This window comes from Streptomyces sp. NPDC029152, assembly GCF_055564355.1.
In genome coordinates this window covers 370997-397310 of record NZ_JBVHWR010000005.1, presented here as the reverse complement: position 1 = coordinate 397310, position 26314 = coordinate 370997, and the positions used below count along the sequence as shown (strand labels likewise).

The 26314-nt window shown below is 71.2% G+C and carries 25 protein-coding genes; 15 read left to right on the top strand and 10 right to left on the bottom strand.

Going from position 1 to position 26314, the window contains the following annotated elements; translation table 11 throughout:
* Position 1 precedes the first annotated feature (1 nt).
* From ACZ4V6_RS14060 to ACZ4V6_RS14025, 8 genes are all read left to right on the top strand, one after another.
* Positions 2–1339, top strand: a complete 1338-nt coding sequence (locus ACZ4V6_RS14060) for a CpaF family protein (protein WP_467826405.1) — start codon at positions 2–4, stop codon at positions 1337–1339.
* Between the two features lie 9 nt (positions 1340–1348).
* Complete coding sequence (locus ACZ4V6_RS14055) at positions 1349–2293, top strand: type II secretion system F family protein (RefSeq protein WP_467826403.1); 945 nt, start codon at positions 1349–1351, stop codon at positions 2291–2293.
* Between the two features lie 13 nt (positions 2294–2306).
* On the top strand, positions 2307–3194 hold the full coding sequence (locus ACZ4V6_RS14050; RefSeq protein ID WP_467826400.1) for a DUF5936 domain-containing protein: 888 nt from the start codon (positions 2307–2309) through the stop codon (positions 3192–3194).
* 303 nt (positions 3195–3497) lie between these two features.
* A complete protein-coding gene (locus tag ACZ4V6_RS14045; protein ID WP_467826398.1) occupies positions 3498–3692 on the top strand; it encodes a Flp family type IVb pilin in 195 nt (64 codons plus the stop codon).
* The gene (locus ACZ4V6_RS14040; RefSeq protein WP_467826396.1) at positions 3689–4285 is read left to right on the top strand and encodes a pilus assembly protein TadG-related protein; all 597 of its coding nucleotides are present in this window, start codon (positions 3689–3691) and stop codon (positions 4283–4285) included. The genes ACZ4V6_RS14045 and ACZ4V6_RS14040 overlap by 4 nt, the downstream gene beginning before the upstream one ends.
* A gap of 33 nt (positions 4286–4318) precedes the next feature.
* Positions 4319–4897, top strand: a complete 579-nt coding sequence (locus ACZ4V6_RS14035; RefSeq protein ID WP_467826393.1) for a hypothetical protein — start codon at positions 4319–4321, stop codon at positions 4895–4897.
* Between the two features lie 8 nt (positions 4898–4905).
* On the top strand, positions 4906–5523 hold the full coding sequence (locus tag ACZ4V6_RS14030; RefSeq protein ID WP_467826392.1) for an OmpA family protein: 618 nt from the start codon (positions 4906–4908) through the stop codon (positions 5521–5523).
* A 155-nt stretch (positions 5524–5678) separates the two neighbouring features.
* Complete coding sequence (locus ACZ4V6_RS14025; protein WP_467826390.1) at positions 5679–6008, top strand: hypothetical protein; 330 nt, start codon at positions 5679–5681, stop codon at positions 6006–6008.
* Between the two features lie 92 nt (positions 6009–6100).
* On the opposite strand, the gene ACZ4V6_RS14020 is transcribed toward ACZ4V6_RS14025, so the two are convergent.
* Positions 6101–6472, bottom strand: coding sequence for a DUF192 domain-containing protein (locus tag ACZ4V6_RS14020; RefSeq protein ID WP_467826388.1), 372 nt, complete (start codon positions 6470–6472; stop codon positions 6101–6103).
* A 90-nt stretch (positions 6473–6562) separates the two neighbouring features.
* On the opposite strand from ACZ4V6_RS14020, the gene ACZ4V6_RS14015 reads away from it, so the two are divergent.
* The 5 genes from ACZ4V6_RS14015 (at position 6563) to ACZ4V6_RS13995 (ending at position 13350) form a co-directional block, all read left to right on the top strand.
* Positions 6563–7435: an LLM class flavin-dependent oxidoreductase gene (locus ACZ4V6_RS14015; protein WP_467826385.1), complete on the top strand. Its 873-nt coding sequence runs from the start codon at positions 6563–6565 to the stop codon at positions 7433–7435.
* A 67-nt stretch (positions 7436–7502) separates the two neighbouring features.
* Positions 7503–8294 carry a class I SAM-dependent methyltransferase gene (locus ACZ4V6_RS14010; RefSeq protein ID WP_467826383.1) on the top strand — a complete coding sequence of 264 codons (792 nt, stop codon included), beginning with the start codon at positions 7503–7505 and terminating at the stop codon, positions 8292–8294.
* Positions 8295–9358: 1064 nt separating this feature from the next.
* Positions 9359–10684 (top strand): PhoH family protein, encoded by a 1326-nt coding sequence (locus tag ACZ4V6_RS14005; RefSeq protein WP_467826381.1) that lies wholly within the window; start codon positions 9359–9361, stop codon positions 10682–10684.
* A gap of 420 nt (positions 10685–11104) precedes the next feature.
* Positions 11105–11809 carry an aggregation-promoting factor C-terminal-like domain-containing protein gene (locus tag ACZ4V6_RS14000; RefSeq protein ID WP_467826379.1) on the top strand — a complete coding sequence of 235 codons (705 nt, stop codon included), beginning with the start codon at positions 11105–11107 and terminating at the stop codon, positions 11807–11809.
* Between the two features lie 140 nt (positions 11810–11949).
* Positions 11950–13350 carry an AI-2E family transporter gene (locus tag ACZ4V6_RS13995; protein WP_467826377.1) on the top strand — a complete coding sequence of 467 codons (1401 nt, stop codon included), beginning with the start codon at positions 11950–11952 and terminating at the stop codon, positions 13348–13350.
* Positions 13351–13406: 56 nt separating this feature from the next.
* On the opposite strand, the gene ACZ4V6_RS13990 is transcribed toward ACZ4V6_RS13995, so the two are convergent.
* A complete protein-coding gene (locus tag ACZ4V6_RS13990) occupies positions 13407–13940 on the bottom strand; it encodes an alkyl hydroperoxide reductase (RefSeq protein WP_161164848.1) in 534 nt (177 codons plus the stop codon).
* 6 nt (positions 13941–13946) lie between these two features.
* A complete protein-coding gene (locus ACZ4V6_RS13985) occupies positions 13947–14501 on the bottom strand; it encodes a peroxiredoxin (RefSeq protein WP_356199783.1) in 555 nt (184 codons plus the stop codon).
* Positions 14502–14634: 133 nt separating this feature from the next.
* Here ACZ4V6_RS13985 and ACZ4V6_RS13980 point away from each other — a divergent pair, with 133 nt between their 5' ends.
* A complete protein-coding gene (locus ACZ4V6_RS13980; protein ID WP_467826374.1) occupies positions 14635–15573 on the top strand; it encodes a LysR substrate-binding domain-containing protein in 939 nt (312 codons plus the stop codon).
* Positions 15574–15661: 88 nt separating this feature from the next.
* Here the strand turns inward: ACZ4V6_RS13980 and ACZ4V6_RS13975 are convergent, their stop codons facing one another.
* The 5 genes from ACZ4V6_RS13975 to ACZ4V6_RS13955 all read right to left on the bottom strand — a co-directional run bounded on the left by ACZ4V6_RS13975 (position 15662) and on the right by ACZ4V6_RS13955 (position 20564).
* Complete coding sequence (locus ACZ4V6_RS13975) at positions 15662–18004, bottom strand: ABC transporter permease (protein WP_467826372.1); 2343 nt, start codon at positions 18002–18004, stop codon at positions 15662–15664.
* The gene (locus tag ACZ4V6_RS13970) at positions 18001–18690 is read right to left on the bottom strand and encodes an ABC transporter ATP-binding protein (RefSeq protein WP_467826370.1); all 690 of its coding nucleotides are present in this window, start codon (positions 18688–18690) and stop codon (positions 18001–18003) included. Before ACZ4V6_RS13970 ends, ACZ4V6_RS13975 begins: the two co-directional genes overlap by 4 nt.
* Positions 18687–19211: a PadR family transcriptional regulator gene (locus tag ACZ4V6_RS13965; RefSeq protein WP_386319821.1), complete on the bottom strand. Its 525-nt coding sequence runs from the start codon at positions 19209–19211 to the stop codon at positions 18687–18689. Before ACZ4V6_RS13965 ends, ACZ4V6_RS13970 begins: the two co-directional genes overlap by 4 nt.
* A 160-nt stretch (positions 19212–19371) precedes the next feature.
* Positions 19372–19629 carry a type II toxin-antitoxin system antitoxin gene (locus tag ACZ4V6_RS13960; RefSeq protein ID WP_467826367.1) on the bottom strand — a complete coding sequence of 86 codons (258 nt, stop codon included), beginning with the start codon at positions 19627–19629 and terminating at the stop codon, positions 19372–19374.
* Positions 19626–20564: an SPFH domain-containing protein gene (locus ACZ4V6_RS13955; RefSeq protein WP_467826365.1), complete on the bottom strand. Its 939-nt coding sequence runs from the start codon at positions 20562–20564 to the stop codon at positions 19626–19628. Before ACZ4V6_RS13955 ends, ACZ4V6_RS13960 begins: the two co-directional genes overlap by 4 nt.
* Positions 20565–20834: 270 nt before the next feature.
* Between ACZ4V6_RS13955 and ACZ4V6_RS13950 the strand changes: the two genes are divergently transcribed.
* Entirely contained in the window at positions 20835–23138 is a 2304-nt protein-coding gene (locus ACZ4V6_RS13950) for a transglycosylase domain-containing protein (protein WP_467826362.1), read from the top strand.
* 66 nt (positions 23139–23204) lie between these two features.
* Here the strand turns inward: ACZ4V6_RS13950 and ACZ4V6_RS13945 are convergent, their stop codons facing one another.
* Entirely contained in the window at positions 23205–25280 is a 2076-nt protein-coding gene (locus ACZ4V6_RS13945; RefSeq protein WP_467826360.1) for a SpoIIE family protein phosphatase, read from the bottom strand.
* 280 nt (positions 25281–25560) lie between these two features.
* On the bottom strand, positions 25561–26265 hold the full coding sequence (gene fomD / locus ACZ4V6_RS13940; RefSeq protein ID WP_467826358.1) for a cytidylyl-2-hydroxypropylphosphonate hydrolase: 705 nt from the start codon (positions 26263–26265) through the stop codon (positions 25561–25563).
* Between the last annotated feature and the right edge of the window lie 49 nt (positions 26266–26314).

Genomic DNA, 26314 nt, shown 5'->3' with positions numbered 1-26314 from the left:
CATGAGCCTGCGCGCACGCATCCACGCACCCGAGGAGCACGGCGGCCGGGGCGAGGACGGACACCTCGTCGCCTCCTACCGGGCCAAGCTCCTGGAGGAGATCGACCTCGCGGAGATGAGCTCGCTCGCCACGGCCGAGCGCAGGGCCCGGCTGGAGCGCGTCCTCGGGCACATCATCAGCCGCGAGGGCCCCGTCCTGTCGACGGTCGAGCGCTCCCAGCTGATCCGCCGGGTCGTGGACGAGGCCCTCGGCCTCGGCATCCTCGAACCCCTGCTGGAGGACGCCTCCATCACGGAGATCATGGTCAACGGACCCGACGCGATCTTCGTCGAGCGCGGCGGACGCGTCGAACAGCTCCCGCTCCGCTTCGCCTCGAACGACCAGCTGATGCAGACCATCGAGCGCATCGTCTCCACCGTCAACCGCCGCGTGGACGAGTCGAACCCGATGGTCGACGCCCGCCTGCCCTCCGGCGAGCGCGTCAACGTCATCATCCCGCCGCTGTCCCTGACCGGCGCCACGCTCACCATCCGCCGCTTCCCGCGCTCCTTCACCCTCCAGGAGCTGATCGGCCTCGGCTCGCTCGACGAGCACATGCTGTACCTGCTGGCCGGACTGGTGCAGGCCCGCTTCAACATCATCGTCTCGGGCGCCACGGGCACCGGGAAGACGACCCTCCTCAACGCCCTCTCCGGCCTGATCCCCGAGACCGAACGCATCATCACCATCGAGGACTCCGCCGAACTCCAGCTCCAGCAGGCCCACGTGATCCGCCTGGAGTCCCGCCCGCCCAACGTCGAGGGCAAGGGCCGCGTCACCATCCGCGACCTCGTCCGCAACTCGCTGCGCATGCGCCCGGACCGCATCGTCGTCGGCGAGGTCCGCGGCGGCGAGTCCCTGGACATGCTCCAGGCCATGTCCACCGGCCACGACGGCTCACTCGCCACCGTCCACGCCAACAGCGCCGAGGACGCCCTGATGCGGCTCCAGACCCTCGCCTCCATGTCGGACGTCGAGATCCCCTTCGTCGCCCTGCACGACCAGATCAACAGCTCCGTCGACGTCATCGTCCAGCTCACCCGCTTCGCCGACGGCGCCCGCCGCATCACCGAGATCGCCCTGCTGGCCAGCCACGGCGGCGAGCCCTACCGCCTGGCCACGGTCGCCCGCTTCAACGCCCAGCCGATGGCCGCCGACGGCCGGATCTACGGCGCCTTCGAGTACCACCCCCTCCCGCGCCGCGCCGCCGAGCGCCTCTACATGGCGAGCCAGCCCGTCCCGCAGGCCTTCGGCGTGGCCGACACCGCAGACCAGCTCGCCACCCGAGAAGCCAGGTAGGACCGCCCGATGGAACTGCACACGCTCGTCACGCTCACCACCGGCATCACGCTGCTGACCTGCACCCTGGCGGTCCTGGGCCTGCACTCCTACGCGGCCGGCAAGGCCCAGCGCGAGGCCCTGGTCGACCGCCTCTCCGCCGCCGGCCGGCCCCCGTCCGCCGGCCGCCGGCGCCGCTTCCGCACCCTGGACCGCCGGCTGCGCCGCACGAAGCTCGGCCGCAGGCTGGAACTGCGTCTGGCCGCGACGGGCCTGGACGTCACCCCCGGCGAGTTCTTCGCCGGCATGCTCGCCACGGTCGTGGGCCTGTGGCTGATCGGCCAGGCCGCCCTCGCCCCCTTCTTCGGCCCGATCGCCGGCCTGCTGGGCGTCTGGGCGGCGATGCAGTTCCTCACCTGGCAACGCCAGAAACGCATCGAGAAGTTCATCAACCAGCTTCCCGAACTCGCCCGCATCCTCGCCAACGCCACCCAGGCCGGCCTCGCCCTGCGCACCGCCATCGGCATGGCGGCGGAGGAACTGGAGGCCCCGGCCGGCGAGGAACTCGGCAAGGTGGCCGACCAGCTGGCCATCGGGTCCTCCCTGGACGACGCCCTGAACGAACTCGCCGAACGCCTCCCCTCCCGCGAACTGGTCGTCCTCGTCACCACCCTCGTCCTGTCCAACCGGGCGGGCGGCCAGGTGGTCAGCGCCCTGCGCAACCTCACGGAGACGCTGGAGGAACGCAAGGAGACCCGGCGCGAGGTCCGCACCCAGCTCGCCCAGGTCAGCATGACGTCGTACGCCGTGCCGGTGCTCGGCGTCGGCTCCCTGTTCCTGATGAACGGGGTGAAGGACGGCGCCCTGGAACGCATGACGGGCTCCCCGGTCGGCCAGGGCGCGGTGATCATCGCCTTCGGCCTCTACGCCGTCGGCTTCGTCCTCATCCGCCGCCTGTCCCGCATCGACGTCTGAGGAAGGGGGAGCCATGGGACTGCTGCTCGCACTGGTCATGGGCCTGAGCGTCTGGGGCGTCTTCGCCGGCATCCGCATGTACCGCGCCGACGCCAGACTCCCCGGCGACCTCGCCCTCGCCCTCGAGGTCGGCTCCACCCGCACCGGTGCCGTCGACTCCCTGATCGACCGCATGGGCATGCGCTACGCCCCCGCCGTCCTGCGCCTCATGGGCCCGGCCCTGGTCGCCAAGTACCGCCGCCGCATCGACCTCGCGGGCAACCCCGGCGGCCTGACCCTCGACCGCTACGCCGCCCGCCGAGCCGTCTACGGCTTCCTCGGCGCCGTCGGCTTCCTGGTCTTCCTCCTGCGCGGTCAGTACGTCGTCGCCCTGCTCCTGCTGGCCTTCGGGGCGTTCTGGACGGAGGTCGGCATCTGGTCGGCGATCCGCATCCGCAAGGACGTCATCGAACGCACGCTCCCCGACTTCCTCGACGTCCTGGCGGTCGTGGTCAGCGCCGGCCTCGGCTTCCGTCAGGCCCTGGACCGCGTCGCCATGCGCTACGAGGGCCCCTGGGCCGACGAACTGCGCATCACCCTGCGCCAGATGGACCTCGGCATGAGCCGCCGTCAGGCCTTCGCGGAGCTGCGCCGGCGCAACGACTCCGAGCAGGTGGCGATGTTCGTGACGGCCCTCCAGCAGGGCGAGGAACTGGGCGCGCCCATCGTGGACACCCTGGTCTCCCTGGCCAAGGACATGCGCCGCACGGACGCCCAGAACGCCCGCCGCAAGGCCGCCCGCGCGGTGCCCAAGGCCACCATGATGATCACCACGTTCATGGTCCCGGCCACGATGATCCTGCTCGGCGCCGGCCTGATCCTGGGCTCCGGCACCGACTTCGGCACGATCACGGGGGAGTAGGCGGACATGCCGATCACCTGGCCGGGGAAGGGGGCGAACGTCAGCCGAAAGAGTGCGGCTGCACACGAAGCAGAGCTTCCGACATCCATTCGCACGGAGCCCAGTTGGGCTTCTTCCACGCAAAACCTTTCGCACATGCAATCAGTTGTGGGACAGTCGTTGTCCGGTACCCCCGACAGGTCGAGGTTCGCATGAACAGACTCCACCGGCGCCGGCCGCTCCGGGGCCACCACGAGGTGGCCGGGTCTGGAACGCCCTCGACGGACCGTCCCACAGCACACGTCCACCCTGGAGGGGAACACCATGAACAACTGGCTGCACACCACCACCGCGTACCTGCGCTCCCACGCCGCCCGGAACGACAGGGGGCAGACGGCCGTGGAGTACCTGGGGATCATCGCGGTGGTGGTGGCCATCGTGCTGGCGATCACGGGGACGGACATCGGGCAGACGATTTACGACGCGATCGTGAGCAAGATCGACGAGGTGATCGGTTGAGTCACCGCCTCAAGTACGGGGATGCGGGGCAGGCTTTCCCCATTTACATCACGGTGGTGGGCGGCCTGCTCTTTCTCGCGTTGGCGTACTTTGCGATCGGGCAGGCTTCGGCCAATCGGAACGGCGCCCAGACGGCGGCTGACTCGGCGGCTCTCGCTGCAGCGCAGGAGACACGCGACCAACTCGCTGACCTGTGGGTCGATGTAGTACGTGATCCGGCCAAATGGCAGGACATCTTCGAGGGGGATGTGGCTGGGCTCACCCCCTCGTGTTGGCGGGGCGAGCAACTCGCAGCCCAGAACGATGCTCGTTTGTTGAGCTGCGCTCCCGAAGGTTTGCTGGGCTTCACGGTCGTGGTCGAGACGAACAAATCCGTTGGGGAAAGCATTGTGCCCGGTACGGAAGACAAGAAGTCACAGGCAAAGGCGACTGCCGTGATCGAACCACGGTGCACGTTCGAGATGCCGGCTGAAGATGCAAAGGACATCCTGCCGCGTCTCACCTGTCAGGGAACGCACTGGGACCTGGATCCGAAGAAACTGGATGATCTACCCGAAGCCAACGAGCTGTTCGACGTCCATCTGGCCGACTGACAAGCGAAGCGATGAGGATGAGGGAAGCACGGCATGGACATTCGGTTCACTACGAAGGCACGCAGGGGCATGGTCGCAACGACGGTCGTGGTCGGACTGGCCATGGGGGTGGCAGCTTGCAGCGGGGAGGGAGGCGAGGACGACAGACCGACGTCCTCGGCGTCTGCTCCTGGGCGCGCTGGATCCAATCCGAGTGCCCAGGAAGGGACGGACAAGCCTCTGGCTGAGCTGAGGGGAGAAGACGGGCTGATCTTCAAGATCACCTCGGCCACAAGGGATGCCGGGGGGTTCGTCACCGTTAGCGGGGAGCTCAAGAATGACGGTAGCAAGGACGCTCGTGTCTCAGTACGCACGGCAGGGGACGAGACCGAAATCATCAGACACGGGTCGTCCCTAGGTGGAGCGACCCTCGTTGATTCAGCGAGCAAGAAGCGGTACTACGTGTTGCGCGACACGGAGGGCCGCCCACTCACCACTACGAACATCCCGAGAATCAAGGCGGGGGCATCTGTTCCCGTATTCATGCAGTTCCCGTCTCCACCCGCCAGTACGACTGAGGTCGCATTCCAACTGCCGACGTTCGCCAGCGCGACCATCTCCATCTCCGGGTGAGGCACCCCATGACACGCACCCGCCTCACCCTGCCCCTCACCGCCGCCGCCCTCCTCCTCGCCACGAACCTCTGCACCACCGCGCACGCCGACGACGGCCCGTCCGTGCCCCCGGGTACGGAGGCCACCGCGTCCGCGCCCGTCGAGGTCGACCCCAACGACCCCGACCTGAAGCTGCCGGACGGCGCCACGCTCGCGCAGGCCAAGGTGCTGGACATCAAGTCGGTCGTCGAGGACCAGGGCGGTGACGAGCGCCGCGAGGACACCAACACCAGCGTGACCTTCGCGCTCCAGGCCGAGGTGCTGTTCGGCAAGGACAGCGCGAAGCTCGGCGGCGAGGCGAAGTCCCGTGTCGCGGGGATCGCCGAGGAGATCAGGAAGCAGAACGCCGGCAGGATCCGCGTCTTCGGCTTCACTGACAACCTGGGCTCCTCCGCCCACGGCGACGCCCTGTCCAAGCAGCGCGCCAACGCCGTCCAGCGACTCCTCGCCCAGACGCTGAACGACTCCGGCGTCACCTACGAGGTCCGCGGCTACGGCGAGGACTACCCCATCGCCGACAACTCGACGGAGGCGGGCCGCAAGAAGAACCGCAGGGTCGAGGTCTCCTTCCCGCGCACGTCGTGAGGACGACGTCACGGCAGGGCGCCGCACGGGCGGCCGGCATCGCCCTCGCGGCGCCGGCGGCCGCCCTACGCGCGGCGTGAGTAGGCGCCGGCGCCCGGATGAGATGAGTAGACGCGCTCATGCCGACGTCCGTCCAGGGGCCGCAGGCTGGACCCGTGAACGTGACCCTGAACGTCGAGCCCCGCGACCTGGCCGACTGGCCCGCGTGCCGCTACCTCGCCCTGTTCTTCTGGAGCGGGACGGTGCTGATCACCTGCGGCCCCCTTCTCCTGCTGACGATCCTCTCCGTCGCCTGGATGCAGCCGCTGACGGCGGTGTCCCCGCTGGCGAAGCTGCTCGCGCTCCAAGTGGGCGTCACGGCCGCCGTGGTGACCCCCCTGTACTTCGCCCCCGGCATCCGCCGGCTTGCCCGCTCCGCCCGCTTTGCGCTGCTGGGGCCCCTCGCCGGTGCCGTCTCACTGACCGTGTTCCTCCTCTTCCGCTAGAAGAGGCGATCGGCGGCCGGAGCATCGGGACGAGGATGACGGCCATGGGGCAACCTTGAAGGTTCTCGCCGGTGTGAGGGAGTGAGGGTCCCCTATTCCTCCCGTACCTCCAACCGCATCCCCTTCCGCACCCCCCACCCGGCCATCGCCCCCGCCTCGGCCTCCAGCACGTGCCGGGAGCGGAGCCGGGGCAGTCCCAGCCGGCCCGGGCGCATGGTGCGTACGGCGAGGACGGTGAACCGGCGGTCCAGATAGGCCACGTCGATGGGGAAGCGCATCCGGAACGTGTGCACGCTGCCGGCGGGCGACAGCAGAAGCGCCCCGTCGATCGAGTCCCGTCCCAACAGCCCCTTGGTACGCGCCCGGTAGGAGGCGGCGATCTCCAGCGGTACGGCGACCGCGCTCCCGTCCGGCCCGCCTTCCACGACCAGGCGCCCCCGCCCGTCCCGCCAGCGCCGCCCCATGCCGACTCCCTCCCCGCGCCACGCACACGACGCCGTGCCGCACCGCGAAATGCCGTTGTCCCGCGCCCGGGCCAAGTGTAGGAAGATCCCATGACCGCACTCGGCGTCGTGTTCCGTCCCCAGCTCGCCCCCGAACGACTGCGCGACGTGGCACGCGTCGCCGAGGAGGCGGGGCTGGAGGAGCTGTGGCTGTGGGAGGACTGCTTCCTCGAGGGCGGGATCTCCACGGCCGCCGCCGCCCTCGCGTGGACCGAGCGGCTCCGGGTCGGCGTCGGGCTGCTGCCCGTGCCCTTGCGGAACGTGGCCGTGACCGCCATGGAGGCCGCCACGCTGCACCGGATGTTCCCCGACCGCGCGATCCTCGGTGTCGGGCACGGCGTGCAGGACTGGATGGAGCAGGTCGGGGCGCGGGCCGAGTCGCCGCTCACCCTGCTGCGGGAGCACCTGCTCGCCCTGCGGGCCCTGCTGCGCGGGGAGCGGGTGACGACCGCGGGACGGTACGTCCGGCTCGACGACGTCGCCCTCGACTGGCCGCCCGCGCAGGGGACCGAGGTGCTCGCCGGGGTGACCGGACCCCGTTCGCTGCGGCTCGCGGGGGAGGCCGCCGACGGGACCATCCTCACGTCGGTCAACACCCCCGACGCGGTGCGGCGGGCCCGTCTGCTCATCGACGAGGGCCGGGCGGCGGCCGGGCGGACCGGTCCTCACAAGGTCGTCGTGTACCTCCTCGCGGCCACCGGACCCGGCGCCGCCGAGCGGCTGCGGGCCGAACAGCGCGCCGAGGGCCTCGACGCCGTGCCCGACCTGGGGGTCGCCGGAGACGCGGAGACCGTCGCCAAGGCCGTCGGGCGGATGGCCGAGGCCGGCGCCGACACCGTCGTCCTCCAGCCGACCGGGGACGAACCCGACCCCGAGGGCTTCGTCCGGTTCGCCGCCCAGCAGGTCCGGCCCCTGGTGGACTAGCATTCCGGCCGCCGCCCCCCACTCGCAGAAGCCGCCCCCCATTCGCAGAAATCGGATCGACCGCACCATGGCACCTGCTTCCTCCCGCTCCTTCGACGACCTCGTGGCCGAAGGCGCCGCCGTCCCCACCGAGGGCTGGGACTTCTCCTGGTTCGAGGGACGGGCCACCGAGGAACGGCCGTCCTGGGGGTACGCGCGGTCCATGGGCGGGCGGCTGACCGGAGCCACCGCCGTACTGGACGTGCAGACCGGCGGCGGCGAGGTCCTGGACCTCGCCCTCGGCGTCGCCGCCCCGCACCGGCCCCCGCTCGTCGTCGCCACCGAGGGGTGGCCGCCGAACGTCGCCAAGGCCACCGCGCTGCTCCGGCCGCGCGGTGTCCCCGTGGTCGCCTCGCCCGACGACGCGCCGTTCCCCTTCGCCGACGGGGCCTTCGACCTCGTCGTCAGCCGGCACCCCGTCGTCCCCCACTGGGCGGAGATCGCCCGTGTGCTCGCGCCCGGCGGCACGTACTTCGCCCAGCACGTCGGCCCCGCCAGCGTCTTCGAGCTGATCGAGTTCTTCCTCGGCCCCCTGCCCGAGGAGAACCGCAACGCCCGCCACCCCGACCTGGAACGCGCCGGCGCCGAGGCCGCCGGTCTCGAGGTCGTCGACCTGCGGGCGGAGCGGCTGCGGATGGAGTTCCACGACATCGGCGCCGTGGTCCACTTCCTGCGCAAGGTCGTCTGGATGGTCCCCGGGTTCACCGTCGAGGAGTACCGGCCCCGCCTGCGCGACCTGCACGAGCGGATCCGGGCCGAGGGCCCCTTCGTCGCCCACAGCGCGCGCCAGCTCTTCGAGGCCCGCAAGCCGCACGCGTAGGCCGGAGGCGGAGCTCGGACGGACTTGGCCGGGAACTGCCGTTCGGGCCGTCGTGCGCCCGCCGCCGTCCGGGTGAATCCCGCGGTCCTCGCCAGGGAGGGGGACCGGTGCCGGGCCGGACGGGCCGTTCCGGACGTAAGTGACATACCTTCGCAAATATCCGCGCTCCGGAGGGGGCGTGCGGAATCACCCCGCGATCCTCACAGGGTTTCCACATCGTTATCCACCGGCGCCCCTCGCGGGTCGAAACCCTCTGCGGTGATCACGTAAATTCGGAGTAGGCAATTCGCGTGAGCAAAGCTGCGCGTGTGGCACCGCGCAGTGGAGGGGGCTGCGCGGTGCCCGGTCAAGCGGGCGTTCGCCGCCGGTATCACCCGGTGGAGGGATGCGGGAGCACTCCGTCGCGCCGGGGGCGGCGCGCACCGGAACCTCCGTATGGCCACTCCTGTCACCCGTTTCCCTCTGAATTCCGTGCGAATGACCGCGTTCTGGCCATGATTCAGGGCGGAATGGGCAATTCCGTGACCACCCGGGCGTTGCCGGACGATTCCGGAGAGTAGTTGTGGCACGCCGATGCACGCAGCATCACTTACGAAGGGTTATGGTGGAAACCCCCCCTCGGGCCGGTCCGTCTCCCCCCCACGGACCGGCCCGTTTTTTCTGCCCTCGCGCTGCCCCGCCTCCCGGCCCCCGAGGGCTCCGCGTCCCGGCCCGCCCGCACCCCCGACCCGCCCGGGTGCCCACGTGGGGCGCCCGTCATGGGGAGTTCACCGGTGTGTCGTCCTGCGGCGTTGCATGGCGGCGCTCGTTCGAGGGCATAAGGCAAGCAGGTCGACGCCCGAACCACGGGCATCGGATCTCAGCGGACGGCACAGAGCCGTACGCCCGGGAGGCCCTTTGCACCAGCCCTGCCGTGCGGTCACGGCGCGGAAGAAGCGGCGGAGGGCCGGTTCGCGGCCCGCGCCCGTGCAGGGCGGCCCACGACCGGCCGGCTCGCTCCCGCCCTCCCGGCCCAGCGTCCACTCCGTCGCTCCCCGACCTCTTCCGAGGGGGTACGTCCTTCCGTGGTGACCAGCACAAAGCGCCACAAGCCAGATCGGCGCACCTACGTTCTCGACACCAGCGTCCTGCTGGCCGACCCCAAAGCACTGAGCCGCTTCGACGAGCACGAGGTCGTGCTCCCGATCGTCGTGGTGACGGAGCTGGAGGCCAAGCGGCACCATCCCGAACTGGGCTACTTCGCCAGGCAGGCCCTGCGCCTGCTCGACGAGTTCCGTGTGCGGCACGGTCGCCTCGACGCCCCCATCCCGATCGGGGACCTCGGCGGGACCGTGCGTGTCGAGCTCAACCACTCGGACCCCAGCGTGCTGCCGACCGGCTACCGCCTGGGGGACAACGACTCCCGCATCCTCGCGGTCGCCCGCAATCTGCAGGCCGAGGGGTTCGACGTCACCGTGGTGTCGAAGGACCTCCCGCTGAGGATCAAGGCGTCCTCCGTCGGCCTGCTCGCCGAGGAGTACCGCGCGGAGCTCGCCATCACGGACGCCTCCGGCTGGACCGGGATGTCCGAACTCACCCTGCCGGGTGAACAGGTGGACGTGCTCTTCGAGGAGGGCCGGGTCCACGTCCCCGAGGCCGCCGACCTGCCCGTGCACACGGGGCTGACCATCCAGTCGGAGCGCGGCAGGGCGCTCGGCCGCGTCACGCCCGACGGCGGCGTCCGGCTGGTGCGCGGCGACCGGGAGGTGTTCGGCATCAAGGGCCGCAGCGCCGAGCAGCGGATCGCGCTCGACCTGCTGCTCGACCCGGACATCGGCATCGTGTCCATGGGCGGCCGGGCCGGCACCGGCAAGTCGGCGCTGGCGCTGTGCGCGGGTCTGGAGGCCGTGCTGGAGCGCCGGCAGCACCAGAAGGTGATGGTCTTCCGCCCGCTGTACGCGGTCGGCGGGCAGGAGCTCGGCTACCTGCCCGGCTCCGAGGCGGAGAAGATGAGCCCCTGGGCCCAGGCGGTCTTCGACACGCTGTCGGCGGTCACCAGCCGTGAGGTCATCGAGGAGGTCACCGCCCGCGGCATGCTGGAGGTCCTGCCGCTCACCCACATCCGCGGCCGCTCGCTGCACGACGCGTTCGTGATCGTGGACGAGGCCCAGTCGCTGGAGCGGAACGTCCTGCTGACCGTCCTGTCCCGGATCGGCGCCAACTCGCGGGTCGTGCTGACCCACGACGTGGCGCAGCGCGACAACCTGCGGGTGGGGCGGTACGACGGAGTGGTCGCCGTCGTCGAGAAGCTGAAGGGCCATCCGCTCTTCGCCCACGTCACGCTGACGCGGTCCGAGAGGTCCCAGATCGCGGCGCTCGTGACCGAAATGCTGGAGGACGGACACATCTGAGAACCGCGTCCCGACAAGGGGGCGCTCGCCCCGACGGCCGACGCCGTCCGGAAAGGCAAAGAGCCTAGCCGGGCGGCGTCGTCGCGCGCGGAGTTTTCTCTGAATCCACAGGGCCAAACGGGATGTGAGCTTTCCCACGCAACACAGAATTGCCTCACCGCGCCGGGTTACGGCAGAGTCTCACTCCTGTCAGGCCCCGCATACGACACACCTGTACCCCCAGCGGTACGGCACCACGGAAACATCCGTTCCAACTCCATAGCAGCGTCGTATGCCGCCCGAGCACCACGCGGCGCTCCCGTCGAGGGAGTTGTCCACCGGGCCCGCACCTCCCGTGACCCGTAGTTGGGGAGGTCAGTGCCAGGGGCACGATTGCGTCCGCGAGGGTCACCGAAGCGGGCGATGCTGGAAGGAAACCGTGTGAGCCGGATCTCGGTCCGGGGATTCGCAGTGGCCTCGGCCACGGCGGTCACCGCAGTCGGAAGCGTCGTCGGCGTTGCCTCGGGCAGCACCGCGCAGAACCACGACGCGGAGGCGACAGCAGCGGGCATGACGCTGCTCGCGGACATCCCCATGGGCGAGCAGGCGCAGGTGCAGACCGCGTCCCTGACGCAGCAGGCCGACGTACAGGCCATCGCCGCGGACGCGAGCGCCAAGAAGGACGCCGAGGAGGCGGCCCGCAGGGCAGCCGCCGAGACCGCCGTCGCCAAGCAGGAGAAGGCGAAGAAGGCGGCCGAGGCGGCCGAGGAGGCCAAGAAGCGCGAAGCGCAGGAGGAAGCGGCCAGCCGCGACGCCGCGCGCGAGTCCGTCTCCTTCGCCGTCCAGAGCTCCTACACCGTCGGCCAGATCCAGGCGATGGCACGTCAGATGGTCCCCAGCGGCCAGTTCCAGTGCTTCAGCAACATCGTGGACCACGAGTCCAGCTGGAACTACCGGGCCGTCAACCCGTCCTCGGGCGCCTACGGGCTCTTCCAGGCCCTGCCCGGCTCCAAGATGTCCTCGGTCGGCTCCGACTGGCAGACCAACCCGGCCACCCAGATCAAGTGGGGCCTCAACTACATGGACAGCCGCTACGGCAGCCCGTGCGACGCCTGGAACTTCTGGCAGAACAACCACTGGTACTGAGCCGGCACGGCCCGCCGCTCAACCTCGCGCAGCCCCTCACCGTCCTACGGTGAGGGGCTTTCGCGCTCCCGCCATGTACGGTCGAACCGGAACGACTCCAGGGGGGAGTGGTGGGGAGAGACGGGGGAAGAGGACGGATCATGTCGCGAGTGCCAGGATGGCTCGGCCGGCTGGGTGCCGGACTGACCCGGATGAGCAGGCGGTTGGACCAGCGCCGCGCCGAAGTGGAGGGCGAGGACCCCGAAACCGGCGGCGCCGGACCGGCGCACGCCCCGGACCACCTGTCCTCGTTGGACGCGGACGACCTGTCCGCGGGGCACGGGTACACGTTCGTGGAGCACCCGGTCGTCGTCCGCGAACGGCCCGATCCCGCACAGGCGGTGCCGTGGGGCATGCGGGTCGCGGCGGAGGCCGGATGGCGGCTGCTGGTCCTCGCGGGCACCCTCTGGGTGCTGATGAAGGTGATCAGCGCCGTCCAGCTGGTGGTGCTGGCGTTCGTGGCCGCGCTGCTGATCACGGCCCTGCTCCAGCCCTCGGTGGCGTGGCTGCGACGGCACGGGGTGCCCCGTGGGCCGGCCACGGCACTGACCGCCGTCCTCGGGTTCGTGGTGATGGGCCTGATCGGCTGGTTCGTCACCTGGCAGGTCATGGAGAACATCGACAACCTCTCCGACCAGGTCCAGGACGGCATCGACGAACTGCGCAACTGGCTGCTGAACAGCCCCTTCCACGTCACCGACAAGCAGATCAACGAGATCGCCAAGAACCTGCGCGAGGCGGTCGGCGCCAACACCGACCAGATAACGTCCGCGGGGCTGGAGGGCGTCACGGTCGTCGTCGAGGCGCTCACCGGCATCCTGCTGGCCGCCTTCTCGACGCTGTTCCTGCTCTACGACGGCAAGCGGATCTGGCAGTGGACGCTGAAGCTGGTGCCGGCCGCGGCCCGGCCGGGCGTGGCCGGTGCCGGTCCGCGCGCCTGGCGGACGCTGACCGCGTACGTGCGCGGCACGGTCGTGGTCGCGCTGATCGACGCCATCTTCATCGGCCTCGGCATCTACTTCCTCGACGTGCCGATGGCCGTTCCGCTGGCCGTGTTCATCTTCCTGTTCGCCTTCATCCCGCTCGTCGGCGCCGTGGTGTCGGGCGCGCTCGCGGTCGTCGTGGCGCTGGTGACGCAGGGCATGTTCGCGGCGGTCATGACGCTCGTCGTCGTGCTGGTGGTGCAGCAGATCGAGGGCCACATCCTCCAGCCGTTCATCCTGGGGCGCGCGGTGCGGGTCCACCCGCTGGCGGTGGTGCTGTCGGTGGCCGCCGGCGGCATGGTGGCCGGCATCGGCGGCGCCGTGGTCGCCGTACCGCTGGTCGCGGTGACGAACACCGTCGTGGGCTATCTGCGGGCGTACTCCCGCGAGGCCGCCGTACGGCAGGCGCCGAGGCCGCGCGGCGCGACGTCGACGGACGCGTCACCGGCGGCGGGACCGCCGCCGGAGCCCGCCCCCGCCCCCGGGGCCGAGCCGGCGCCGGACACGCCCCCGGCGTAGCGACGCGAAGGGCCCCGCCCACCGGGATGGTGGACGGGGCCCTTTCCTGCCGGGTCCTACTGGGCGAGAACCGCCTCGGCGTCCAGCGTGGCGCCGACGGCCTCGATCACGGCGGCGATCTTGAAGGCCTCCTGGATGACCTCGCGGTCGATCCCGGCCTTGCGCAGCACCTGCTCGTGCGAGTCCAGGCACATGCCGCAGCCGTTGATGGCGGACACCGCGAAGGACCACAGCTCGAAGTCGACCTTGTCGACGCCCGGGTTGCCGATGACGTTCATCCGCAGACCGGCGCGCAGGGTGCCGTACTCGTGGTCCGACAGCAGGTGCCGGGTGCGGTAGAAGACGTTGTTCATCGCCATGATGGCGGCGGCCGACTTGGCGGCCGTGTACGCCTCGGGCGTGAGGTTCGCCTTCGCCTCCGGCTCCAGCTCGCGCAGCACGATGGGGGAGCGCGAGGCGATGGCGGTCGCCAGCACGGTGCCCCACAGCTGCTGCGCCGGAAGGTCGGAGTTGCCGATGACCGAGCCCAGGTTGAGCTTCAGGTCCTTGGCGTAGTCCGGTATGGCGGACTTCAGGGAGTCGAGGGACATGTCAGGTCACTCCCCGGCCAGCAGCGCGACCGGGTCGAGGGTCTCGTCGCCCTTGGTCCAGTTGCACGGGCAGAGCTCGTCGGTCTGCAGGGCGTCGAGGACCCGCAGGACCTCCTTGGGGTTACGGCCGACCGAGCCGGCGGTCACCATGGAGAACTGGATCTCGTTGTTCTGGTCCACGATGAACACGGCGCGCTTGGCGAAGCCGTCCTCGCCCTCGATGCCGAGGTCGCGCATCAGCTCGTGCTTGGAGTCCGCCATCATCGGGAACGGCAGGTCGGTCAGGTCCGGGTGGTCCTTGCGCCAGGCGTGGTGCACGAACTCGGAGTCGCCGGAGAAGCCGAGGACCTGGGCGTCACGGTCGGCGAACTCGTCGTTCAGCTTGCCGAAGGCGGCGATCTCGGTCGGGCACACGAAGGTGAAGTCCTTGGGCCACGCGAAGACGACCTTCCACTGACCCTCGTAGGTCTTGTGGTTGATCTGCTGGAACTCCTTGCCCTTCTCCAGCGAGACGCAGGCGGTCAGATCGAACTCGGGGAACTTGTCACCGACAGTGAGCACGCGCTCTCCTTGCAGCGAAGAAACACCCATTTTGCGAGTGTTTCCCATGGGTTGGACGTTATTGATGTTGGCACAGAGTGCATTGATTAGTGAAATAGCTACACTCGGTCGGGTTGATCGGAGGTGGCTATCAGTGACCGGCAAGAAGAGGCAGCCCAGCCTCGCCCAGCTGCGGGCCTTCGCGGCGGTCGCCGAGCACCTGCATTTCCGCGACGCCGCCGCCGCGATCGGCATGAGCCAGCCCGCGCTCTCCGGCGCGGTCTCCGCCCTGGAGGAGACACTCGGTGTCACCCTCCTGGAGCGTACGACGCGCAAGGTGCTGCTCTCGCCGGCGGGGGAACGGCTCGCGATACGCACCAAGGCCGTCCTCGCCGAGGTCGGGGCCCTGCTGGAGGAGGCCGAGGCGGTACGCGCGCCGTTCACCGGGGCGCTGCGGCTCGGCGTCATCCCGACCGTGGCGCCGTACCTGCTCCCGACGGTCCTGCGGCTGGTCCACGACCGCTACCCCGACCTCGACCTCCAGGTCCACGAGGAGCAGACGGCGAGCCTGCTCGACGGCCTGGCGTCCGGCCGCCTCGACCTGCTGTTGCTGGCGGTGCCGCTCGGTGTCCCCGGTATCACCGAACTCCCGCTCTTCGACGAGGACTTCGTACTCGTCACCCCGCTCGACCACCGGCTCGGCGGCCGGGAGGGCATCGAGCGCGGCGTGCTGCGCGAGCTGAAGCTGCTGCTGCTCGACGAGGGGCACTGCCTGCGCGACCAGGCGCTCGACATCTGCCGGGAGGCCGGCCGCGCGGACGTCCCGGCGACCACGACGGCGGCGGGCCTGTCGACGCTGGTGCAGCTGGTGGCGGGCGGCCTCGGCGTGACCCTGCTGCCGCGTACGGCGGTCCGCGTGGAGACCTCCCGCTCCAGTCAGCTCCTCACCGGTTCCTTCGCCGACCCGGCGCCCACCCGCCGTGTCGCCCTCGCCATGCGCACGGGCGCGGTCCGCGCCGCCGAGTACGAGGAACTGGCGGCGGCGCTGCGGGAGGCGATGGAGGACCTCCCGGTGCGGACGGTCCGCGGCTGAGCCGCCGGGGCGTCCCGGCGACGCGGGAGCCCGGACGGGCACGGGGCGCGTGCCCGTCCGGGCCCGGGGAGGGGCGGACGGAAGGGGGCTACTCCGTCCGCAGGCCCTCCGGGCGCATCAGGCGCAGCAGCGGCGGCAGGCTGGCCAGGGTGACCACCAGGACGACCGCGGCGCCGATGCCGGTCATGGACAGGACGCCGGCCCAGTCGACGACGACCGGGGTGGCCGTCATCTTCAGCAGCACCGTGCCCAGCGTCAGGCCGACCGCCGTGGCCAGCACCAGGCCCAGCGCGATCGGGATCGCGGTCTGCCACAGCACCGACAGGCTCAGCGTGCGGCGCCGGGTGCCGAAGGCGACCAGCGACGACAGCAGCTTCCTGCGCTCGCGCAACTGCTCCAGCTGGGACACCAGCAGGCTCGCGCCGATCAGCGCCAGCACGCACGCGGCGCCGACGAACAGTCCGGTGCGGATGGCGTCGAACCGGTCGGTGCGCTCCGTCGCCGTCCAGTTCAGGGGGAACGCCAGCGGATCGATGGCCGCGGCGGTGTTGCGCACCCGGTCCCGCACGTCCGGCACGGACTCGTCGAGCCTGAGGTACGTGTGCCCGGTCAGCGCCGGCGCGAACGCGGCCGGCGTCGCCTTCGGCGTGAGCAGGAAACCGCCCCGGTCGATGTCGGCCAGCAGACCGGTACGCGGCTTCGCCGCCTTGACGCCCCGCGGCACGGTCCAGGGGATCTCCAGGCTCTTCGCGCCGCCCTCGTACGACGGGTCGAGGTACAGCTTCCGTCCCGGCGTCACCAGCTTCCCCACGTCGACGCCGGTGTCCCACTCGGCGCCGTGGACGGCGAACACGTCGCCGTCGCGGCAGGAGGGCAGACCGGCGATCTCCCGCAGGGCCGCGCAGTCGCCCACGGTCAGCATCGTGGTGGTCTCCGGGTCCACGGCGCGGTCGCCGAGGTAGCCCTCGGAGTAGGCGTGGGCCGTGTCCACCCCCTCGGTGTTCCGCAGCTTCGCGGCGGCCGGGGACAGGGGCACCTGGCTCGGCAGGACCACCTCCATCTGCGCCCACGACACGTCCTGCCCGGTGTCCTTCGTGTAGTCGTCGTCCACGCCCGCGAACAGCATCTGCAGCGCGATCGCGCCGGCGACGGCCACGGCGATGCCGTTGACCATGCGGGCCGCCGTGCCGCTGCTCACCTGCAGCCGGCGCACGGCCAGCTGCCAGGACACGGCGCCCGGGCCGAGCCGGGCGACCACCGTCTCCACGATCCACGGCAGCAGCGCGGTGACGCCGACCAGCAGCAGGACGACGCCGCCGGTCACCAGGTACTGGTTGAAGTCCCCGTCGTCACGGCCCTGGCCGATCATCGGGTACAGCATCGCGAGGCCGGCCAGCGGCAGCAGCAGCCGCCACCACAGGCGCCGTCGCGCGGGCTTGGCCGTACGCACCACACCGAGCGGCTCGATGACCACCCCGCGCAGCGCGAACAGCGTCACCAGGACGGCCGCGACCGGCACCGCGACCGCCACCAGCAGGGCCAGCAGCAGCGACGGGTCGAGGTAGCTCGGGAACACGCTGATGCCGAACACCTCGGCCGTCCCAGCCAGTTGCCGTCCGACCAGGAAGAACCCGGTGCCGAAGAGGAGGCCGAGCACCGAGCCCGCCAGCGCCTCGCCGGCGGCGATCCGCCGGGTCATGCGGCTGTCGGAGCCCACCAGCCGCAGCGCGGCGAGTCGCCGGTCGCGTCGCTCGCCGCCGAACCGCACGGCCGCCGCGATGAACACCGCGACCGGCATCAGCAGCACCACGAAGACGACGAGGACCAGCAGGAGAAGCACCGGGTCGGACCGCTCGGTCCCCGGGTCGGGGTCGCCGAAGTGGTCGATGCGGACGATCCGGCCGCCGGCGAGGTGCGGCGCGAGGTCGTCGGCGCCCCGGAAGAAGGCCAGTTCGTGCGAGCCGATCAGCCCGCTCTCCCCGATGGTGCCGACGATCCGTTCGGGCAGCCGCTCCCGCAGCAGCTTGCCGGAGTCCGACTCCAGCAGCTCCTTCAGCGCGGGGGAGACCACCATCTCGCCCACGGCGGGGAACTTCTCGACCCCGGGCGGCAGCGGCGCCCGCGGCCCCTCGACCTCCAGGGCGCGGCCCCGGACGACGTCGTCGCGGAAGTCGGTGTCGACGTCGGCGACGATCAGGGTGTCGTCGGCCTTCGGGGGCTGGTCGTCGGTGAACGTGATGTCGGTGCGCGCGGCTTCCCGTTCGTGCCGGACGGCCAGCGCGTTCGGCAGCGCGGTCGTCAGCAGCAGCAGCGCCACTCCCAGCCCGACGCCGACGGCCGTCAGCACGGCCCGGGTCCACCCCTCGCGCCCGCCGGTGACGGTGAAGCGGACGCCCATGGCCAGGTCCCGGGCCCACCGGCCGACGTTCATATGGCGCGCTCCATGTCCCGCGACCTGCCGTCCCGCACGACGACCTCGCGGTCGGAGTAGGCGGCCACCCGCGCCTCGTGCGTGACCAGCACGACGGCGGCGTTGGTGGACCGGGCGGCGTCCGTGAGCAGTTCCATCACGCGCTCGCCGTTGAGGGAGTCCAGCGCGCCGGTCGGCTCGTCGGCGAACAGCACGCGCGGGTTCGTGACCAGCGACCGTGCCACCGCGACGCGCTGCCCCTGGCCGCCGGAGACCTCGCCGGGCCGCTTCCTGCGCAGGTCGTCGACCTCCAGCCGCTCCATCCAGGCCAGCGCGGCCCGCTCGGCCTCCTTGCGGGAGGTGCCGTTCAGGCGCAGCGGCAGGGCGACGTTCTCGACGCAGGTCAGCTCCGGCACGAGCTGCCCGAACTGGAACACGAAGCCGAACTCCGAGCGGCGCAGCGCGCTGCGCCGGGCGTCGGACATGGTGGACAGTTCCCGTCCGTCGTACGTGATCGTCCCCGAGTCGGGGGTCACGATCCCGGCGAGGCAGTGCAGCAGCGTCGACTTGCCGGACCCGGAGGGGCCCATCACGGCGACGACCTCACCGGGGTGGATGGAGAACTCGGCGCCGTCCAGGGCGAGGGTCGGGCCGTAGGCCTTGGTCAGCTTCTCGGCCGAGAGCAGGGATCCCGTGGGAGCGGTCACCGGGCCACCGCCTCACGGAGCTTGTCGAGGCGCGCGGCGGTGAGCTCCAGCCAGCGCAGGTCGGCCTCGAGGTGGAACAGGGCGTGGTCGCAGATGAGCTGGTCGGCGAGGTCGCCCTTGCGCTTGCGGTCGGTGAGGATGCGCATGCTGCGCAGGTGCTCCGAGCGCTGGGTGTCGAGGACGTCGGCGGCGTCGCGGTGGGTGAGCAGCGCGAGGACGACCTTGGTGTAGAGCGTGGACTGCAGGTACGGCTCGGGCTTCTCCGGAGTGGCGAGCCACTGCTGCACGTCGGTGATCCCGGCGTCGGTGATCGCGTACCGCTTGCGCTCGGGACCGCCGCCCGCCTCGATGCCGTCGACCACGACGAGGCCGTTCTTCAGCAGGCGGGACATCGTCGAGTAGACCTGGCCGTAGTGCAGCGGCCGGTCGTGACCGAACTTCTCGTCGAAGGCGCGCTTCAGGTCGTAACCGTGGCGCGGCCCGGACTCCAGGAGTCCCAGGAGGGTGTGACCGATGGACATGCGCAGCACTCTACATGCGGTGTATACGCACCGTGTATACGCAGAGTGCAGAGACCGTGCCGACGGGCATGAAAGGGCAGGTCGGAGCGTTTGTTACGGTTCCGCCACGACGGAGACCGCGCCGCCGCGAGGATGCGGCGGCGCGGCCGGTCCGGCCCGGTCACGAAGGCGGCGTCACGCCCGGACCGCCTCCCGGGGGCCGCCCCCGGCGGGGCAGCGGCCCGGCGTCCCCGGGCAGGCGGCCCGCCTCCGCGAGCGCCCTGCGCAGCAGGAACTCGATCTGGGCGTTGGCCGAGCGCAGCTCGTCGCCCGCCCAGCGGGCCAGTGCCTCGTACACCTGCGGGTCCAGCCGCAGCAGCACCTGCTTGCGCTGCTGCGGCCGGCGCTTGGGGGCCGGGCCCTCGGACGGGGTCGTCACTGGTAGAGCGTCCCCGTGTTCAGGACCGGCTGGGCGGCGCGGTCACCGCACAGCACGACCATCAGGTTGGACACCATCGCCGCCTTGCGCTCGTCGTCCAGCTCCACGATGTCCTGCTCGCTGATGCGGGCCAGCGCCGCCTCGACCATGCCGACCGCGCCGTCCACGATCTGCCGCCGCGCCGCGACCACCGCGCCGGCCTGCTGCCGCTGGAGCATCGCCGAGGCGATCTCCGGCGCGTACGCCAGGTGCGTGAAGCGGGACTCGATGATCTGCACGCCGGCCGCCTCCACGCGCGCGTGCAGCTCGACGGCGAGCTTCTCGGTGATCTCCTCGGCGTTGCCGCGCAGCGAGAGGCCGTCCTCCTCGTGGGCGTCGTACGGGTACTCGATGGCGATGTGCCGCACGGCCGCCTCGGTCTGGGTGGAGACGAACTCGACGTAGTCGTCCACCTCGAAGGTGGCCTGCGCGGTGTCCTCCACCCGCCACACCACGACGGCGGCCAGCTCGATCGGGTTGCCGTAGGCGTCGTTCACCTTCAGGACGGCCGTCTCGTGGTTGCGCACCCGCGTCGAGATCTTGGTGCGCGAGGTGAACGGGTTCACCCAGCGCAGCCCGTCCTGCCGGATCGTCCCCCGGTACCGGCCGAAGAGCTGCACCACCCGGGCCTCGCCCGGCGCCACCATGTTCAGCCCGCACATCGCCAGGAACGCCGCCAGGGCGATGAGGACGCCCCCGACGATCAGCCCGGCCTTCGCGCCGGTCGCCGTCACCGCCGTGGCGGTGACGATCAGCGCGGCGCCCACGAGCAGCCCGAGCAGTCCCAGCAGCAGCGCCAGTCCGCCACCGATGCTGGGCGCCTGGGTCTCCCGCACCCGGGGTGCCGGCATCTCGGGCACATCGGCTGCGACCTGCGGTGTTCCGTCTACGGACATGGGTGGTCCCCCGTTCTCGCCAGGTGCCCTCGTGTGCACCTGGGTGATTTCCTCGGCTTATCTAAGTGATATCACTTTACCCGATCGTCGCAACCCTGAACCCCGCTCGTACGTCGGTTCCGTTGGAGCGGGTGCTGATTCTCACGTCCCCACAAGGCCGGATCGGTTGCCGTTCGTCATATATCCCGGTGTTAGCTTTCTGAGCTGACCTGAGCGGCGAACCTGTGTGACGGGTGAGCACGCACGACCGAATCGGAGCGGATCGGACCCATGGGACGAGCGGAAGAGAGAAGGGCGCGCCAGCGCGGTGGCCGCCGCGCGGCGCCGAGTCGACGCCGCTCGTCACCGACGGCCGACCGGAGCCTGATACGCCGGCTGTTCACCTGGAAGAAGATCCTCGGCGCCTTCCTCGGCCTGTGCCTGCTCGGCATAGGCGCCTTCATCGTGCTGTACATGGTGATCGACATACCCGAGGGCAACGCCGACGCCCAGCGGCAGGGCAACGTCTACAAGTACAGCGACGGCTCGATCATGGCCCGCAAGGGCTACAACCGCGAGATCGTCGACCTGGCCAAGGTCCCCAAGGACGTGCAGCACACCTTCGTCGCCGCCGAGAACAAGACCTTCTACAAGGACTCCGGCGTCGACCTCAGGGGCACCGCGCGCGGCATCCTCAACACGCTCTCCGGCAAGGGGGCGCAGGGCGGTTCGACGATCACCCAGCAGTACGTCAAGAACTACTACCTGACCCAGGACCAGACCGTCTCGCGCAAGCTCAAGGAACTGGTCATCTCCCTGAAGCTGGACCGGGAGAAGCCCAAGGACTACATCCTCGCCGGGTACATCAACACCAGCTACTACGGGCGCGGCGCCTACGGCATCCAGGCCGCCGCCCAGGCCTACTACCGCGTCGACGCCGAGGACCTCACGGTCGAGCAGGGCGCCTACCTCGCCGCGCTGCTCCAGGCGCCCAACCAGTACGACTGGGCGATCGCCAGCGACACCGGCAAGAGGCTGGTCCAGGAACGCTGGAACTACGTCCTGGACAACATGGTCGAGCAGAAGTGGCTGGACGAGGCCGACCGCCGGGCCATGAAGTTCCCGGTCCCCAAGGAGCCCAAGCCCGCGCCCGGGATGGAGGGCCAGACCGGCTACCTGGTCGAGGCGGCCAACACCGCGCTCAAGAAGCAGCTCATCGCCGACGGCACCGCCGAGGACACGAAGCAGGCCGACGCGATGGTCGAGGCCGGCGGCTGGACCGTCACGCTCAACGTCGACAAGAAGAAGCAGGCGGCGCTGGAGAAGGCCGTCAAGGAGCAGCTGACCAGCAAGCTGGACCCGACCGAGCGCGACGTCGACGCCGACGTCCAGGCGGGCGCCGTCTCCGTCGACCCGAAGACCGGCGCGGTCGTGGCGATGTACGGCGGCGTGGACTACGTCAAGCACTACCGCAACAACGCCACCCGCGACGACTACCAGCCCGCCTCCACCTTCAAGCCGGTCATCCTCGCCGCCGCCGTGGACGAGGACGCCGAGACGCAGGACGGCGTGCCGATCACGGCGAGCACCATGTACGACGGCACGAGCAAGCGCCCGGTGGTGGACGGCGGCCAGGAGGTCGGCTTCGCCCCCGAGAACGAGGACGACGCCGACTACGGCGACATCGACGTCCAGGAGGCGATGAACAAGTCGGTCAACTCCGTCTTCGCGCAGATGGGCGTCGACGTCGGCATGTCCGAGGTGGTGAAGGTCGCCGGCAAGCTCGGCATGGAGACCGAGGGCATGGAGGCCGTCCCCGCACAGACCCTGGGCAGCATGGGCGCGAGCCCGCTGGAGATGGCCGGCGTCTACGCCACCCTCGACAACCACGGCAAGAAGGTCACCCCGGCCGTCGTGAAGTCGGTCGAGCACAACTCCCGCAAGGTCGAGTTCCCCGACCCCATCGGTGACCAGGTCATCAGCCGCGAGGCCGCCGACACGGTGACGTCCGTGCTGACCGGCGTGGTCGACGACGGCACGGCCCAGAAGTCCGTGCGCGACAACCCGATGCGCGACGGCCAGCAGGTCGCCGGCAAGACCGGTACCTCCGACAACAACAAGTCGGCCTGGTTCACCGGCTTCACGCCCGGCCTGGTCACCTCCGTCGGCCTGTTCGGCGAGGACTCCAAGACCTTCGCCCAGGTCCCGATGTACGAGGCGGGCGGTGTGCCCCGCGTCAACGGCGGTGGCTTCCCGGCGCAGATCTGGGCCGCGTACACCTTCGGCGTGATGGACGAGGTCACCGAGTTCGACCTGGAGACCAAGCAGGGCGCCGCCGTGCGGCCCAGCACCTCGCCCACGGTCAGCGAGTCGCCGTCCGAGTCGCCCTCCGAGGAGGAGACGGCCGAGGAGACGCCGACCCAGGAACCGACGACCGAGGAGCCGACCGACGAGGAGACGGCCGAGGAGACGCCGACCCAGGAACCGACGACCGAGGAGCCGACCGACGAGGAGACGACCCAGGAGCCGACGGGCGGGCCGTCCACGGGGACGGAGGAACCGGACTTCCCGGGCTGGGACCCGAAGGGCCAGTAGCCGGCAGGCGACCGGCCCGAACGCGGAAGGGCGCCCGGTGTCCACCGGGCGCCCTTCCGTCCGTCCTCAGCCCCGGTTCAGCTCGAACCAGACCACCTTCCCCGTGCTCAGCCGGGTGGCGCCCCAGCGGCGTGCCAGCCGGTTCACCAGGTACAGTCCGCGCCCGCCCTCGTCCGTGGCCCGTGCCTGCCGCAGCCGCGGCAGCTGCGGCACGTCGTCGCCGACCTCGCAGCGCAGCACGTCCGTGCGCAGCAGCCGCAGGGTGACCGGCTTCGTCGCGTACCGCACGGCGTTGGTCACGACCTCGCTGACCAGCAGCTCCACGGAGTCCGTGAGCTCCTCCATGCCCCAGCGGCCGAGCGCGCGCCGGGCCAGGCGGCGGGCCCGGCCGGGGGCCGCGTCCTCCGGCTCCAGGGACCAGAACGCCACGTCACTGGGCGCGATGCCGTCGAAGCGGGCGGCGAGCAGCGCGATGTCGTCGTCCCGGTCGCCCGGCCCGAGCATGTCCAGCACCTCGTCGCACAGGGCTTCCAGCGGCGGCGGGTGGTCCGGCCCGGTGAGCTGCGCCGTCGCGGCCAGGCGCTCCCGGAGCTGCTCGATGCCGGTCCACACGTCCCGCAGGCGGGACTCGACCAGCCCGTCGGTGTAGAGCAGCAGCGTCGCGCCCGCCGGGGCCTCCAGCTCCACGGCCTCGAAGTCCACGCCGCCCACGCCGATCGGGGCGCCCGCCGGCACCCGCAGCACCTCCGCCCGGCCGCCCAGGTGCAGCAGGACGGGCGGCGGGTGGCCGGCGTTGGCGACCGTGATGCGGTGCGAGACCGGGTCGTACACGGCGTACAGGCAGGTCGCCATGCGGTCGGTGCCCAGGCGCTGCGCCTGCTCGTCGAGGTGGTGCAGCACCTCCTGCGGCGGCAGGTCGAGGCCGGCCAGGGTCTGCGCGGTGGTCCGCAGCTGGCCCATGATGGCCGCCGACGTCATCGAGTGGCCCATCACGTCCCCGACGACCAGCGCGACCCGGCTGCCGGGCAGCGGGATCGCGTCGTACCAGTCGCCGCCGACCCGCGCCGTCTCGGCGGCCGGCAGGTAACGGGAGGCCAGCCGCACGCCGGTGCAGCGCGGCAGGTTCTCCGGGAGCATCGTGCGCTGCAGCTCGTCGGCGATGTACGCCTCGCGCCCGTACAGCACCGCCTTGTCGATGCCGAGCGCGCTGTGCGTCGCGAGCTGGGCGGCGACCAGCAGGTCGTCGCCCTCGAAGGCGACGCGCTCCGGACCGCGCAGGAACAGGGCCGCGCCGATCACCCGGCGCCGGCCGCGCAGCGGTGCGAGGATCGCGCGCCGGTCGCCGGGCACGGCGAAGTCGCCGCCGTCACCGAGCAGGTCGGGCAGGGCGGCACGGGCCGCGGCGGTGTCCGTGAAGACCGGGCGGACCCCGCGCAGCACTTCGGCGAGCGCGCTGCCGGGCCGCACCTCGCACAGCTCGGAGCCGACCGCCTCCAGCTCGGAGGGTTCGGGCTGCGCGGCGGGCGGGAGCCCGCCCTCGGTGTCCCGCTCGGCCGGTATCCGGTCGGTACGGCGCAGCCGCAGCACCAGCGGGCCGGTGGGCCGCTCGTCCCCGACCGGCAGCGGCTCGCGCAGATAGACGAGGATGGCGTCCGCGAAGGTCGGCACGGTGGCCCGGCACAGCCCCATGACGATCTCGTCCAGGTCCATGCCCCGGGCGATCCGCCGGGTCGCGGCGCCGACGAACCGCAGCCGGTCCCCGTCCCGCCGCATGGGCGTGGGCCGTCCGGGTGCGGTGGGCTGCCCGGTACGCCGGTCCGGCGCCGGGGACGCGTCACGGGCGCCCTGTCCCGTGGACGCCCCCTCCCCGCCCGGCTGGACCGGGACGCCCTCGGCCGCGGGCCGCGGGCGGTGGGTGTCGGGCTCGGCGGCGTGTCCCGCACCCGGCTGGGAGTGCTCGAAGGCGCCCGTGCCGGGGACGGGCGGCGTCTCTCCGGTGCGTCCCTGTGCCGGTAAGGCGGCCGCGGGGGCCCGCGGCGGCACGGGGGCACCCAGGAACGCCCCGCGGGAGTCCGTGGGGTCGGCGCCCGGCGAGGGGCGTTCGAAGGAGGTCGGGTGCTCCGTCACGCGTGTCGAATCCATCCGTCCGGGACTGCGCGCGGCGCGTGCAGTTCGTCCCGCAGAAACCCCGATACCCGGAAGACGTGCCCCAGGAACGGAATTCCCGCGTGGTCAGAGGCTGTTCCTGTGCCACCGGCGGGCCGTCCGCGGCCCGTACCGGTACTGCCCTCGTAGCCCTCGCTCACGTCCTGCCGCCCCTCGGTGACGATCGGTCAAGCACAGTGCACGCTCCGCCGGTTGCCGCTGAGCGCCCTTGCGGAGGACGATCCTACGTTTCTTGCCCGGGGGCGCATCAAGGGTCTCATGGGGACACGTGCGCGGGCGTGCGGTCCCAGTCGCCGGGCAGCGACGGTACCGTCCAGGACGGGTCGGGTCTCCACCGTTCCCAGCCGTCCGAGAACGGCGGTCCCCAGGCCCGGATCACCTCGACCGCCGCGCGCCCCGCCCCGCGCACCCGCTCGGCGAGACCGGCGTCCACCAGCCGGTCCCGCTGGGCCTGCGCGAACTCGTCCTCGTCCCGCCAGTGCCAACTGCGGTCCGGCTGCACGGTGATGTCCAGGAAGTGGTCCTCGGAGTCGACGCCGCCCTCCCAGCGGGCCAGCGGCTCCTCCAGGTTCACGTACCAGTTCTTGAACACCCAGCCCGGGTCCCAGAACAGCCACACCGACCACGGGTCGCCGGGCCGGGCCAGCTTCAGCACCCCGGTGCCGAACCAGCGGTCGCGCTGCACCGCGCGCGGCTTGGTGTAGCGCGACGCCAGCGGCTCGAGGTGCACGGGCGTGCCGTCGGCGAGCACCGGCTTCACGCACTCGGTGCCGGGCGCCATCCACACGGCGAGCAGCTCGGCGTCGTCCCGCACGACGGTGACGGGGCGCACGATGTGGAAGTGCCGGCCGCCGTTCTCCCGGTACCGCCACAGGATGTGACTGCCGGGAGTCCAGAACCGTGCCGGGGCGGCCGGACCGCCCCCCTGTGCCGTCACGCTCACCGCTTCACCGTCTGCCATGGAGAGATATTAGGTGCCCCGGCCATCCGACGCGGGGGCGATCGCGAGG